Genomic DNA, 13,062 nt, shown 5'->3' with positions numbered 1-13,062 from the left:
GCAGACACATCATGGCCCGTTTCTTCATCGACCGCCCGGTCTTCGCCTGGGTGATCGCCATCGCCATCATGCTGGCCGGCCTGCTTTCGCTGCGCACCCTGCCGGTCGCGCAGTATCCCGCCATCGCCCCGCCGGCGATCTCGATCCAGGTCTCCTACCCCGGCGCCTCCGCCGAGACGGTGCAGTCGACCGTCGTGCAGATCATCGAGCAGCAGCTCAGCGGCATCGACAACCTGCTGTACTTCTCCTCCAACGCCGCGAAGGATGGCAGCGCAACCATCACGTTGACCTTCGCCCAGGGCACCAACCCCGACACAGCGCAGGTGCAAGTGCAGAACAAGGTGCAGCTGGCCGTGCCGCGCCTGCCGCAGACGGTGCAGCAGCAGGGCATCCGCGTCGCCAAGGCGACCAACAACTTCCTGCTGGTGGTCGGCTTCGTGTCCGCCGACGGGCGGATGAGCAACTTCGACATCTCCGATTTCGTCGTCACCAACATCCAGGACCCGATCAGCCGTACGCCCGGCGTGGGTGATTACCAGGTGTTCGGCGCGCAATATGCGATGCGCATCTGGCTCGACCCGGCGAAGCTGCTGACCTATGGCCTGACGCCGGGCGATGTCGCCACCGCCATCCGCGCGCAGAACGTGCAGGTCGCCAGCGGCGAGATGGGCGCCCTGCCGGCCGTCGAAGGCCAGCAGCTGAACGCGACGGTGATCGGCCCGTCCTATCTGACCTCGCCGGACTCCTTCGGCTCCATCCTGCTGCGGGTGCAGGCCGATGGCGCCCAGGTGCGGCTGCGCGACGTGGCGCGCATCGAGGTCGGCGCCGAGAACTACGCCGTCAGCGCCCTGTACAACGGCCAGCCGGCGGCGGGCATCGGCATCAAGCTCGCCTCGGGCGCGAATGCGCTCGATACGGCCGCCGCCGTCCGCGCGACCATCGACCGGCTGCGCCCGCTGCTGCCCGAAGGTCTCGAGGTCATCTACCCCTACGACACCACGCCCTTCGTGAAGCTGTCGATCGAAAGCGTGGTGCACACGCTGTTCGAGGCGATGGTCCTCGTCTTCCTGGTCATGCTGGTGTTCCTGCAGAACATCCGCGCGACGCTGATCCCGACCATCGCGGTGCCCGTCGTGCTGCTCGGCACCTTCGCGGCCCTGCAGGCGGCAGGCTTCACCATCAACACCCTGACCATGTTCGGCATGGTGCTTGCCATCGGCCTGCTGGTGGACGACGCCATCGTGGTGGTGGAAAATGTCGAGCGCCTGATGGCGGAGGAACACCTGTCTCCGCTGGAAGCGACACGCAAGTCGATGGACCAGATCACCGGCGCGCTGGTGGGCATCGGCATGGTGCTCGCGGCAGTGTTTCTGCCGATGGCCTTCTTCGGCGGATCGACCGGCGTGATCTACCGCCAGTTCTCCATCACCATCGCCACCGCCATGGCGCTGTCGGTCTTCACCGCCATCTTCTTCACCCCCGCGCTGTGCGCGACGCTGCTGAAGCCGCACAAGCCGGGCCAGACGACAAAGGGCTTCGGCGGCTGGTTCAACCGCGGCTTCGACCGCATGAACCGTGTCTATGGCCGCTTCGTGGGCGCGAGCCTGCGCCGGCCCCTGCGCATCCTGCTGGTCTATGCGCTGCTGCTGGGCGCGCTCGGCTACGGCTTCGTCCGCCTGCCCGGCGGCTTCCTGCCGGATGAGGACCAGGGCATCAGCTTCGTCCAGGTCGTCGCCCCGCCAGGCGCCACGTCCTCCCGCACTCAGGCCGCGCTGGATGAGATCACGCGCTACCTGCGCGAGGAGGAACGCGACACCGTCGCCTCGGTCTTCGCGCTCAACGGCTTCAACTTCAGCGGGCGCGGGCAGAATGCCGGCATGGCCTTCGTGCGGCTGCGCGACTGGTCCGACCGAGCGACCGCCGCGCAGCGCGTGCAGGCGCTGAACGGGCGCATCATGGCGCGCTTCGGCGGGTATCGCGACGCGATGATCTTCGCCTTCGCACCGCCCGCCATCACCGAGCTGGGCAATGCGACGGGCTTCACCTTCCAGTTGCTCGACCAGGGTGGTCTTGGCCATGCCGCGCTGATGGAGGCGCGCAACCAACTGCTCGGCGCCGCCGCGCAAAGCCCCGTGCTGATGGCCGTCCGCCCGAACGGCCTGAACGACGAAGCGCAGTTCCGCCTGGTCATCGATTGGGAACGCGCCAGCGCGCTCGGCCTGACGGTGAACGACATCAACACCACCCTCGCCACCGCCTGGGGTGCCACCTACGTCAACGACTTCATGGATCGTGGACGGGTGAAGCGCGTCTACCTGCAGGGCGATGCGGAATCGCGCATGCTGCCGGGTGATCTCGACCGCTGGTTCGTGCGCAATGCGCAGGGGCAGATGGTGCCCTTCTCCGCCTTCGGCCGCACCGAATGGGTGTATGGCTCGCCACGGCTGGAACGCTTCAACGGCATCGCATCGCGCGAGATTGCCGGTGCCCCCGCCCCCGGCCACACCACCGGCGAGGCGATGGCCGAGATGCAGCGGCTGATGACGCAATTGCCGCCCGGCTTCGGCCAGGCCTGGTCCGGCCTGTCCTACGAGGAACGCCAATCCTCCGGCCAGGCACCGGCGCTCTATGCCATCTCGCTGCTCGTCGTCTTCCTGTGTCTCGCCGCGCTGTATGAAAGCTGGTCGATCCCGGCGGCGGTGATGATGGTGGTGCCGCTCGGCGTGCTCGGCGCCGTGCTGGCCTCCATCGGGCGCGGGCTGTCGAACGACATCTACTTCCAGGTCGGTCTGCTGACGACGATCGGGCTGTCGGCCAAGAACGCCATCCTGATCTTCGAGTTCGCCAAGGAGAATTTCGACCGGGGCATGGATCTCACCGCGGCCGCGATCGATGCCGCGCGCCAACGCCTGCGGCCGATCATCATGACCTCGCTCGCCTTCGGGCTCGGCGTGGTGCCGCTCGCCATCGCGACCGGCGCCGGCGCGGGCGGGCAGAACGCCATCGGCACCGGCGTGCTGGGCGGCGTGCTCGCCGGCACGCTGCTCGCCATCACCTTCGTGCCGGTGTTCTTCCTGGTGGTGCTGCGGCTGTTCCGCACCCGCCGCAAGACCGAAGCACCGACCGAGACCAAGACCCCCGCCGCACTTCCGGCGGCCGGAGAGTGACCATGCCGCGCCTTCCCGCCCTGACCTTCGCCCTGCTGCTGACGGCCGGCTGCAGCCTGATCCCCGACCGGCCGACGACCGATCCCGCGGTCACCGCCGGCTGGCCGGATGGCCCGGCCTATCGCCGCACCGCCGCCATGGTGCCAACACCAGCCGATCCGCTGCGCGCGGCCGACGCGATCGGCTGGCGCGATGTCTTCACCGATGCCCGGCTGAACCGGGCGATCGAGACGGCGCTCGCCAATAATCGTGACCTGCGCATCGCCGTGCTGAACGCCGCCGAGGCCGAATCCCAGTTCCGCGTGCAGCGCGCCGACCTGTTCCCGCAATTCGGCGCGACCGGCAGCCTCACCTACAGCCGCACGCCGCTTGGTCTCGCCTCCTCCGCCGCGCCGGTGGACAGCACCGCCGGGGTCACACGCCGCGTCTACAATGCCGGCATCGGCCTCAGCGCCTATGAGATTGACCTGTTCGGCCGCACACGAAGCCTGTCCACCGCGGCCTTCGAACGCTATCTCGGCTACACCGAGACGCGGCGCAGCGCGCAGATCACGCTGGTCGGCCAGGTGGCGTCCGGCTGGCTCGCCATCGCCGCCGACCAGGATCTGATCGACCTGACGCAGCGGACGCTCGCGAACCAGCAGGAGGCCTTCGCCATCACCCGCGCCGCCTTCGAGGGCGGCACGGCGACCGAACTCGCGCTGCGACAGGCGCAGACCTCGGTCGAGACGGCGCGCGCCAGCCTCGAACGCTACAGCCGTGCAAAGGCCCAGGATGTGAACGCACTGGCACTGCTGCTCGGCCAGCCGGTGCCGCCGGACATGCTGCCGGCGTCGCTGTCCGCCCGCGACCCGGCGGTGGCGGAGGTCTCGCCCGGCATCGGGTCGGACATCCTGCTCCGCCGGCCCGACGTGCTGGCGGCGGAACGCAACCTCGCCGCCGCCAACGCCAAGGTGGGCGCGGCGCGTGCCGCCTTCTTTCCTTCCATCACCCTGACCGGCAGCGCCGGGACCGGCAGCGCGGCGCTGGCGACGCTGTTCGGCGCCGGCAGCGGCATCTGGTCCTTCGCCCCGCAGATCAACATCCCGATCTTCACCGGCGGCGCGCTGGAAGGCAGCCTGGATGCGGCGAAGATCCGCACCGACATCCAGGTCGCGACCTATGAACGCACGGTGCAGACCGCCTTCCGCGAAGTGGCCGACGCACTCGCGGCGAGCGGCACCTATGACCGGCAGATCGCCGCCCAGCGTGCCCTCGTCGCCTCCTACCAGGCGGCCTACAACCTGGCGCTGCTGCGCTTCCGCAGCGGGCTCGACAACTACCAGGCGCCGCTTGATTCCCAGCGGCAGTTGTTCACCGCCCAGCAGGAACTCATCGGGCTGGAATTGCTGCGGTTGCAGAACCGCGTTTCGCTGTATCGTGCACTGGGCGGCGGTTGGGAGGAAAGGAGCGGGACGATGGCGCAGGCACAGGCCGGGCGGCCATGAGCGACGCCGCCGAGCCCATCGCGCGGCGGCGCCTGTCGGATGAGGACCGCTGCCGCATATTGCGCGAGGCGGCCGCCGTGGTGTTCCTGCGCGACGGCTATGCCGCGGCGAACATGGACACGGTCGCGCGCGGCGCGGCGATGTCCAAGCGCACGCTGTACCAGCACTACCCGTCCAAGGCGGCGCTGTTCGAAGCGGTGATGGAGGATTGCCTCGCCCCCTTCGGCATGGACATGGCGCTGGAACGCGACCCCGACCTCGCCACCGCCTTGCGTGGCATGCTGGAAGCCCTGATCCGCCACCTGTTCGAACCGCGCCAGGTGGCGATCTTCCGGCTGGTCATCGCCGAGGTGAATCGCTCGCCCGAATTGGCGGATGCATTCCACCGGGCAGGGCCGGGACGCGGGGCCAATTCGCTGGAACGGCGGCTGGCGAGCGAGATCGAGCAGGGCAGGCTGCGCCTGACGGATGCGCGGGAGGCGGCGCGCATGCTGTTCGGGATGGCGGTAGGGGCGACGCATACCTTCCTGCTGCTCGGCCTGCAGGGACCGCCCGCGGATGCCGAGGTGGCGAGGCTCGTCGCCAATGCGGTCGCGACCTTCCTGCATGGTACGCAGGCGCGTCAGCACGCCTGATCGCGCCGGGTTTTCGCAAGGCCGACGGCGTCAGGCCGGCCGCCGCCGCAGCAGGTAGCGCTGGCGGCCATCCATCACCAGCGCCCCCTTCTGGTTGTGGACGGTGCTGCGCAGGCCGACCACCCCGGTCGTGCGCTGCGGCGTGACCTCGTCCACCTCCAGCGCGGCGTAGAGCGTGTCGCCGACGAAGACCGGATGCAGGAAGCGGGACGACTGTTCCAGGAATCCCTTCAGCGACTCCTCGACCATGTGCGGGAACATCCCCGCCCCCGCCGCCGTCTGGATCACCACCTGGAAGCCATGCGCCAGCATGTGCGGCATGCCGCGCGCCCGGCAGTACTCCACGTCGTAATGGACCGGGTGGTTGTCGCCCGACGCCGCCTGGAAGGCGAGGAAGATCGCCTCCGTCATGGTACGGCTGGGCAGGATGAAGCGCTCGCCGAGGACAAAATCCTCGAACCAACGTTGTACGGGAACCATGCGGTGGGCGGGGGGGTCGAAAGCGGTCATGCCCTGAGGTAGCCGAGTTCCCCATCCCGCGCGACATCCGCCGCATCCCGCGCGGCCGGATCCCCGAAGCCGCCGCCGCCCGAGGTCTCCAGCCGCACGATGTCGCCCCGCACCAGCCGCACCCCGTCCGACTTCGGCCCGATCGGCGTCTCGATACCGTCCCGGACACGCATCAGCCGCCCCAGGCTGCCCGGCTGCCCGCCCGCCAGGCCATAGGGCGGGAAGCGGAAGCGATCCATGTTCGCGGTGAAGATTCCCGCCGGGCTGTCCAGCCGCCATTCGCGGAACAGCCCGAGCCCGCCGCGATGCATCCCCGCCCCGCCCGACCCCGGCAGCAACCCATAGCCGGTGATGGTCAGCGGCATCTGGCTCTCGATCATCTCGACCGGGATGTTGGAGTTGTTGTGCATGCCGAAGGACCAGGCGTTGACGCCATCCTTCACCGGGTTGGCACCGGTGCCGCCGATCTCGATCTCGACCAGCACCTCGCGCGAGCCATCCTCCCCTTCGGTCTGGAAGGTCGCGACGTAGGACCCGCCGTAATAGGCCGCCGGCATGCGGTCCGGCAGAGCCTGGTGCAGACAGCCGAACATCACATTCGCCAGGCGGTGCGACACTGCGACGCGATGCGCGACGGAAGCCGGCGCGCGGCAGGATGTGACGCTGCCCTCGCGATGGATGATCGTCACCGGCCGGTAGCACCCGGCATTGGCGGGCATCGCGCCATCCGTCGCGGCGATGATGGAATAATAAACCGCGCAGTTCGACATCGCCGGCGTGCAGTTGATCGGCCCGCGCTGCTGGTCGGCGCAGCCGGTCAGATCGACGGTGATCTCGTCCCCCGCCACGGTCAGCACCGCATGCAGTCGCACGGGATCGCCGGTCACGCCGTCATCATCGAGGAAATCCTCGAACTCGTAGCGCCCATCGGGCATGGCGCGGATCGCCGCGCGCATCGCCGTCTCGCTCATGTCGAGGATGCGCGCCGTCGCTTCCAGCAGCGCCGCCGCGCCGTAGCGCGCGGTGAGCCGCATGATCGACGCAGCCCCCACCTCCAGGCTCGCCAGCTGCGATTGCAGGTCGCCCAGCATCAGCGCCGGCTTGCGGACGTTCTGGCCGATCATCGCCCAGATCGCCTGGTTCAGCACGCCGCCCTCGATGATCTTCAGCGGCGGAATGCGCAGACCCTCCTGGAACACCTCGGTCGCCGTGGCGGCATAGGACCCGGGCGCCATCCCACCCATGTCGATGTGGTGGCACAGCGTGCCGACATAGGCGATGCGGCGGCCCTCATGCTCGACGGGCTTGAAGGCCAGCACGTCGTTCAGATGCTGCCCGCCGCAATAGGGATCGTTGGTGATGAAGACGTCATCCGCCCCCCACGCCGCCACGTCCACGAAGCGGTCCAGCAGCGTGCGCAGCGCCGCGCCCATGGAATTGAGGTGCTGCGGGATGCGCGCGGATTGCGCGACGTTGTTGCCCTGCGCATCGAACACCGCGGTCGAGTAGTCCAGCAATTCCCGCACGGTGGTCGACCGGCTGGTGCGCCAGATGGTGATGTCCATCTCGGCCGCGGCGGCGGTCAGCGCGTTGCGGATGACCTCGATCTCGATGGGCCCGAGCATCACGCCGCCTCCTTCTTCGCGATCAGCGTGCCGGCGGCAGCCAGGCGCGCCGTCCAGCCGCGGGTGATCCAGTGGGTGGCGAAGGTTTCCTCCACCACCGCGGGGCCTTCGATGACATCCGCGCCGGTCAGCGCCTCCCGGTCCCACACGGCCACGTCGCGCCAGGCGCCGGTCTCGAAGATGCGCCGCGTGCCCTTGCGCGACGGGCGATCGGCGGGTGGCGGGTCGCCCGGTTCCGGCTTGTCGAGCCGTCCCGTCGCGATGGCGCGCAGCGTGACGATCTCCACGGGATCGCCGGGATTGGCATAGGAGAAACGCTGCCTGTGCGTCGCGTGAAAGGCCTCGACCAGCGCGGCGAGCGATGCCGCGTCCGGTGCGGCGACCTCCCCCCACGGGACCAGCAATTCGAAGGCCTGCCCGTGATAGCGCATGTCGGCAGCGAGCACGATGCGCCGGCGATCGGGCGCGATGCCATCGGCGGCCAGGCGCGCATCGGCCTGATCGCGCAGCGCGGCGATGCTCGCGACCAGGGCCGGCAGCTGCGCCGGTTCCGCCCGCGTCACGCGGGTCCGCGCGATGTCCTGCGTCAGGTCGGAGAACAGGATGCCATAGGCCGACAGCGTGCCCGGTTCGCGCGGGAAGGCGACCTCGGTCATGCCGAGTTCGGCGGCCACCTCCGTCGCATGCAGCCCGCCGGCGCCGCCGAAGGACAGCAGGCAGAAATCGCGCGGATCGAGCCCCTTCTCGAACAGCGACAGCCGGATCGCGGCACCCAGATTGGCGTTCACCACCGTCAGGATGCCCTCGGCCGCCTGCTCCACGCCCAGGCCGAGCGGCCCGCCGACCCGTGCCGCCAGCGCCGCCCGCGTGCCCGGCATGTCCAGCTTCATCATCCCGCCGAGGAAGAAATCCGGATCGAGCCGCCCGAGGGCGAGGTTCGCATCCGTCACCGTCGGTTCCGTCCCGCCGCGACCATAGGACACCGGCCCCGGTCGCGCCCCCGCGCTGCGCGGGCCGACCGTCAGCCGCCCGCCGGCATCGACCGCGGCGATCGACCCGCCGCCGGCGCCGATGGTGCGCATCTCGACCATCGGCAGTCGCACCGGCAGGCGATCGATCTCGCCCTGGGTGATGACGGAGACGCGCCCGCCCTGCACCACCGACACGTCATAGGATGTGCCGCCCATATCCACCGCGACCAGGTTCGGCCGCGCCAGCAGCGCGGACAGCCGTCCCGCCGCCAAGGTGCCGCCGGACGGGCCGGACAGCAGCAGCCGCGCGGGTTGTTCGGCGGCCATGCGCAGGCTGCAGACGCCGCCATTGGACTGCACCAGGAACACCAGCGGATGGAACCCGCCCTGTCCCAGCCGCGCCTCCAGCCGATCCAGATACGCCTTCACCACAGGCACCAGCAGCGCATTCAGCACGGTGGTGGATGTGCGTTCGTATTCTCGGATCTCGGGGGAGATGTCGCAGGACAGCGACACCGGCAGGTCCGGCCGCGCGGCCCGGATCATCGCCGCGAGGCGTTGTTCATGCACCGGATTGGCATAGGCATGCAGCAGTGACACCGCGACGCAGTCGGCGCCAAGGGCCGCGATGCGGTCGAGCAGCACGGGAATTGCCGCCTCATCCAGCGGCATCTCGGCCGATCCATCGGCGCGCATCCGTTCCGCCACGCCAAGCCGCCGGTCGCGTGGGATCAGCGTCGGGAAGGGCTCCGGCGCCAGGCCGTAGATGTCCCGGCGCACATGGCGGTTGATCTCGAGCACATCCTCGAAGCCCGCGGTCGTCAGCAGCACGCCCATTGCCAATTTGCGTTCCAGCACCGCATTGGTCGCGATGGTCGTGCCATGCAGCAGCAGGCCAACCTCGGGCAGCGCAAAGCCGAAGCGCTCGGCCGCCTCGGTCACGCCGCGCAGCAGGCCGATGGACGGGTCCTCCGGCGTGGTCGGCGTCTTCCAGGCCTTCGCGATGCCATTGCGGGCATCGAGGATCTGGAGGTCGGTGAAGGTGCCGCCGATATCGACGGCGATGCGCACGGGGCGCGCAGTATCAATGGGTGTCACGCATACAATTCCTGGACCGGGCGCTCGCTATTCGCTGCCGGACAATCGACCACGCGTCTTGCGGGGCGTCGAGTAGCCCCACCACATCCGTCGCCTCCACGCCGAGATCTTTGCCCAGCAAGGCTGCATCGCCCGCCTTGCCCCGTGGCAGATGGGCACGGATGAAACCATTCGTTGAGCGCCAGCCCATGTTCCGCAATCGCAATTTTTTCGCTATCGCTATCACCACGCGTCGGACACGAAGGAGAGATGCTCGTGGGATTTCCGTTGATTCTCGGCTTGGGCCTGGCCCTTGGCGCGGCCACCCCCGATCCGGCATGGCTGCCGGTCCAGGCCACCACGACGTTCGACGGCACCTGGTCGGGCACCGGCACGCTCACCCAGCGCCGCGGCCGCGGCAATACCTGCGGGCCCGACACCACCGACCGCCGCTTCACCATCCAGAACGGCCAGATTGCCTTCGAATACGACGCCCGCTACGGCGTGAACTTCACCGGACCCATCCAGCCCAATGGCAGTTTCGACATCGCCAGCGGGGCGAGACGCTTCCAGGGCCAGGCGAACGGTTCCGACATGACCGCCACCTTCACCAGCAGCGAATGCGTCCGCACCTTCCAGATGCGCCGCCGCCGGAACTGAATCGCGCCGGTTGCGCCCGCGGGCGGCGCGGGCTACCGCCCCGCCCGTGACCGCCCCCCTGCACATCGCCGATTTCGACTTCGCCCTGCCCGAGGCCCTGATCGCCCAGGCCCCCGCCCGCCCGCGCGACGCCGCGCGGATGCTGGTGGTGCGGCCTGACGGGCTGGCCAATGCCGGGGTGCGCGACCTGCCCGGCCTGCTGCGCCCCGGCGACATCATGGTGGTGAACGACACCAGCGTGATCCCGGCCCGGCTGCACGCCCGCCGCGGCCAGGCGCGGATCGAGGTGATGCTGAACCGCGCCGAGGGCGGCGGCGTGTGGCACGCGCTGATCCGCAATGCGCGACGCCTGCGCGCCGGCGACGTGATCGCCATCGAGGGTGCGGAAGGCTGCACCGCCACGGTGGTCGAAGCCCCGGAAGGCGGCGCGGCGCGGCTCGATTTCGGCCCCGACCAGGCGGCGCTGGCCGCCGCACTCGAAGCCGCCGGGGAAATCCCTCTGCCTCCCTATATCGCCCGCCCGGACGGCCCGCGCCCCGAGGACGCCGCCGACTACCGGACCATCTTCGCCGAGCGCCCCGGCGCGGTGGCCGCGCCCACCGCAAGCCTGCATTTCACCGATGACCTGCTCGCCGCCATCGCGGCGCGCGGCGTGACGCGCGCGACCGTCACGCTGCATGTCGGCGCGGGCACCTTCCTGCCGATGCGCGGGGACGACCCGCGCGCCCACCGGCTGCACGCCGAATGGGGCGAGGTCAGCGCCGAAGCCGCCACCGCCATCAACGCCGCGCGGGCGGCCGGCGGACGCGTCGTCGCGATCGGCACCACCGCGCTGCGCCTGCTGGAATCCGCGGTGGACGAGGCCGGCCTGATCCAGCCCTTCCGCGGCCTGACCGACATCTTCCTGCTGCCCGGCCACCGCTTCCACACCGCGGACCTGCTGATGACCAACTTCCATCTGCCGCGCAGCACGCTGTTCATGCTGGTCTGCGCCTTCGCCGGCACCGACCGCATGAAGGCCGCCTACGCCCATGCGGTGGCGCAGGGCTACCGCTTCTACTCCTATGGCGATGCCACGCTGCTTGAGCGCACGTCAGACCGCGCGACGCTTGAGCGCGCGTCAGACCGCGCGACGCTTGAGCGCGCGTCAGACCACGCGACGCTTGAGCGCATGTCAGACCGCGCGACGCCGAAGCGCGCGGCATGACGCTGCATTGGACCGCGGCCGGGATGGATGGCGCGGCGCGCGCCGGGATGCTGCACACCGCGCATGGGGAGGTGCCGACGCCGGTCTTCATGCCGGTCGGCACCGCCGGCACGGTGAAGGCGATGACCGCCGATGCGGTGCGGTCCACCGGCGCGCGGATGGTGCTCGGCAACACCTATCACCTGATGCTGCGCCCCGGCGCGGAACGCGTCGCGCGGCTTGGCGGGCTGCACCGGATGATGGATTGGCACGGCCCCATCCTGACGGATTCCGGCGGCTTCCAGGTCATGTCGCTGTCCGGCCTGCGCAAGATGAATGAGCAGGGCGTCACCTTCCAAAGCCACATCGACGGATCGAAGCACCATCTCTCGCCGGAACGCAGCATCGAGATCCAGCACCTGCTCGATGCCGACGTGACGATGTGCCTCGATGAATGCACGCCCTTCCCGGCGACGGAACAGCAGGCGGCGGATTCCATGCGCCTGTCGATGCGCTGGGCGGCGCGCTGCCGGGCGGCCTTCACCCCGCGCGAGGGCTACGGGCTGTTCGGCATCGTGCAGGGCGGCATCTATCCCGACCTGCGCGCGGAAAGCGTGGCCGCGCTCACCGCCATCGGCTTCGAGGGCTATGCCGTGGGCGGCCTCGCGGTCGGCGAGGGCCAGGCGATGATGTTCGCCGTGCTCGATGCCACCGTGCCGCTGCTGCCGGCGGACAAGGCGCGCTACCTGATGGGCGTCGGCACGCCGTCCGACCTGGTCGGCGCGGTGCGGCGCGGCATCGACATGTTCGACTGCGTGATGCCGACGCGATCCGGGCGCACCGGGCGCGCCTATACGCGGCGCGGCGTGCTCAACATGCGCAATGCCCGCCATGCCGATGATGGCGGACCGATCGACCCCGGCTGTGCCTGCCCCGCCTGCGCGCGGCATTCGCGCGCCTATATCCAGCATCTGTTCAAGGCAGGGGAGATGCTCGGGCCGATGCTGCTGACCTGGCACAACATCCAGTATTACCAGGACCTGATGGCGGAGCTGCGTGGCGCGATCCTCACCGGCACCTTCGAGGACACCGCCGCGCGCATCGAGGCCGGCTGGCGCACCACCGAGGAGGAGAAGGCGGCATGAGCGGCGCCCCCGACCACGACTATTCCGGCCTGACGCAGCTCGGCCAGCCCACGCGCCCGGCCGCGAGCCCCGAGGCTGCGGTGCTGGAACGCGTCGCGGCACCCCACCCGTCGCTGCGGTATTGCGTGCGCTTCACCGCACCGGAATTCACCTCCTTGTGCCCGCTGACCGGCCAGCCGGATTTCGCCCATCTGATGATCGACTATGTGCCGGGCGACTGGATCGTCGAGAGCAAGTCGCTGAAGAACTACCTCGCCGCCTTCCGCAACCACGGCGCCTTCCATGAGGCCTGCACGCTGGATATCGCGCAGCGGCTGGTCGCGCTGCTCGACCCCGTGTGGCTGCGCATCGGCGGCTATTGGTATCCCCGCGGCGGCATCCCGATCGACGTGTTCTGGCAGTCGGGCGCGCCGCCCGATGGGGTCTGGATCCCCGAGCAGGGGGTCCAGCCCTATCGGGGCCGCGGCTGATACCAACGGCCGCTATTCGCGACCGCTGGTATCCGCTTTTCCATGCCCTCAGCCGCCGGGCGCAAACCTGCGGTTTGCTTGGCTTTCGCCGGACTCCCGGCGGGCCGCGTTCGCGGCCTCGGCCCGAGT

9 protein-coding genes and 1 pseudogene are annotated in these 13,062 nt (G+C 69.7%); 7 read left to right on the top strand and 3 right to left on the bottom strand.

What is annotated here, in order from left to right; all coding sequences use genetic code 11:
- The first annotated feature begins 11 nt into the window (after positions 1–11).
- Genes AAFN86_RS01700 through AAFN86_RS01690 form a run of 3 tightly spaced genes read left to right on the top strand, consistent with a single transcriptional unit; the run spans position 12 to position 5,289 of the window.
- The gene (locus tag AAFN86_RS01700) at positions 12–3,167 is read left to right on the top strand and encodes an efflux RND transporter permease subunit (protein ID WP_347541470.1); all 3,156 of its coding nucleotides are present in this window, start codon (positions 12–14) and stop codon (positions 3,165–3,167) included.
- Positions 3,168–3,169: 2 nt separating this feature from the next.
- A complete protein-coding gene (locus tag AAFN86_RS01695; protein ID WP_347541469.1) occupies positions 3,170–4,654 on the top strand; it encodes an efflux transporter outer membrane subunit in 1,485 nt (494 codons plus the stop codon).
- The gene (locus AAFN86_RS01690) at positions 4,651–5,289 is read left to right on the top strand and encodes a TetR/AcrR family transcriptional regulator (RefSeq protein WP_347541468.1); all 639 of its coding nucleotides are present in this window, start codon (positions 4,651–4,653) and stop codon (positions 5,287–5,289) included. The genes AAFN86_RS01695 and AAFN86_RS01690 overlap by 4 nt, the downstream gene beginning before the upstream one ends.
- Before the next feature lie 30 nt (positions 5,290–5,319).
- Here the strand turns inward: AAFN86_RS01690 and AAFN86_RS01685 are convergent, their stop codons facing one another.
- The 3 genes from AAFN86_RS01685 to AAFN86_RS01675 are packed head-to-tail and all read right to left on the bottom strand — an operon-like array spanning position 5,320 to position 9,493.
- Positions 5,320–5,799: a MaoC family dehydratase gene (locus AAFN86_RS01685; protein ID WP_347541467.1), complete on the bottom strand. Its 480-nt coding sequence runs from the start codon at positions 5,797–5,799 to the stop codon at positions 5,320–5,322.
- On the bottom strand, positions 5,796–7,424 hold the full coding sequence (locus AAFN86_RS01680; protein ID WP_347541466.1) for a hydantoinase B/oxoprolinase family protein: 1,629 nt from the start codon (positions 7,422–7,424) through the stop codon (positions 5,796–5,798). Before AAFN86_RS01680 ends, AAFN86_RS01685 begins: the two co-directional genes overlap by 4 nt.
- A complete protein-coding gene (locus tag AAFN86_RS01675) occupies positions 7,424–9,493 on the bottom strand; it encodes a hydantoinase/oxoprolinase family protein (protein ID WP_347541465.1) in 2,070 nt (689 codons plus the stop codon). Before AAFN86_RS01675 ends, AAFN86_RS01680 begins: the two co-directional genes overlap by 1 nt.
- A 174-nt stretch (positions 9,494–9,667) precedes the next feature.
- Between AAFN86_RS01675 and AAFN86_RS01670 the strand changes: the two genes are divergently transcribed.
- From AAFN86_RS01670 to queF, 4 genes and pseudogenes are all read left to right on the top strand, one after another.
- Entirely contained in the window at positions 9,668–10,132 is a 465-nt protein-coding gene (locus AAFN86_RS01670) for a hypothetical protein (protein ID WP_347541464.1), read from the top strand.
- A 58-nt stretch (positions 10,133–10,190) separates the two neighbouring features.
- Positions 10,191–11,222 (top strand): annotated as a pseudogene (gene queA / locus AAFN86_RS01665) (tRNA preQ1(34) S-adenosylmethionine ribosyltransferase-isomerase QueA); the annotation flags it as partial.
- A gap of 113 nt (positions 11,223–11,335) precedes the next feature.
- Positions 11,336–12,463: a tRNA guanosine(34) transglycosylase Tgt gene (gene tgt / locus AAFN86_RS01660; RefSeq protein WP_347541463.1), complete on the top strand. Its 1,128-nt coding sequence runs from the start codon at positions 11,336–11,338 to the stop codon at positions 12,461–12,463.
- Complete coding sequence (gene queF / locus AAFN86_RS01655) at positions 12,460–12,933, top strand: preQ(1) synthase (protein ID WP_347541462.1); 474 nt, start codon at positions 12,460–12,462, stop codon at positions 12,931–12,933. Before tgt ends, queF begins: the two co-directional genes overlap by 4 nt.
- Positions 12,934–13,062 lie beyond the last annotated feature (129 nt).

It is taken from the genome of Roseomonas sp. CAU 1739 (assembly GCF_039839775.1).
In the GTDB taxonomy this organism is placed as follows: Bacteria; Pseudomonadota; Alphaproteobacteria; order Acetobacterales; family Acetobacteraceae; genus Neoroseomonas.
The sequence above is the reverse complement of the archived record's forward strand: the minus strand, read 5'-3'. Positions and strand labels throughout refer to the sequence as shown.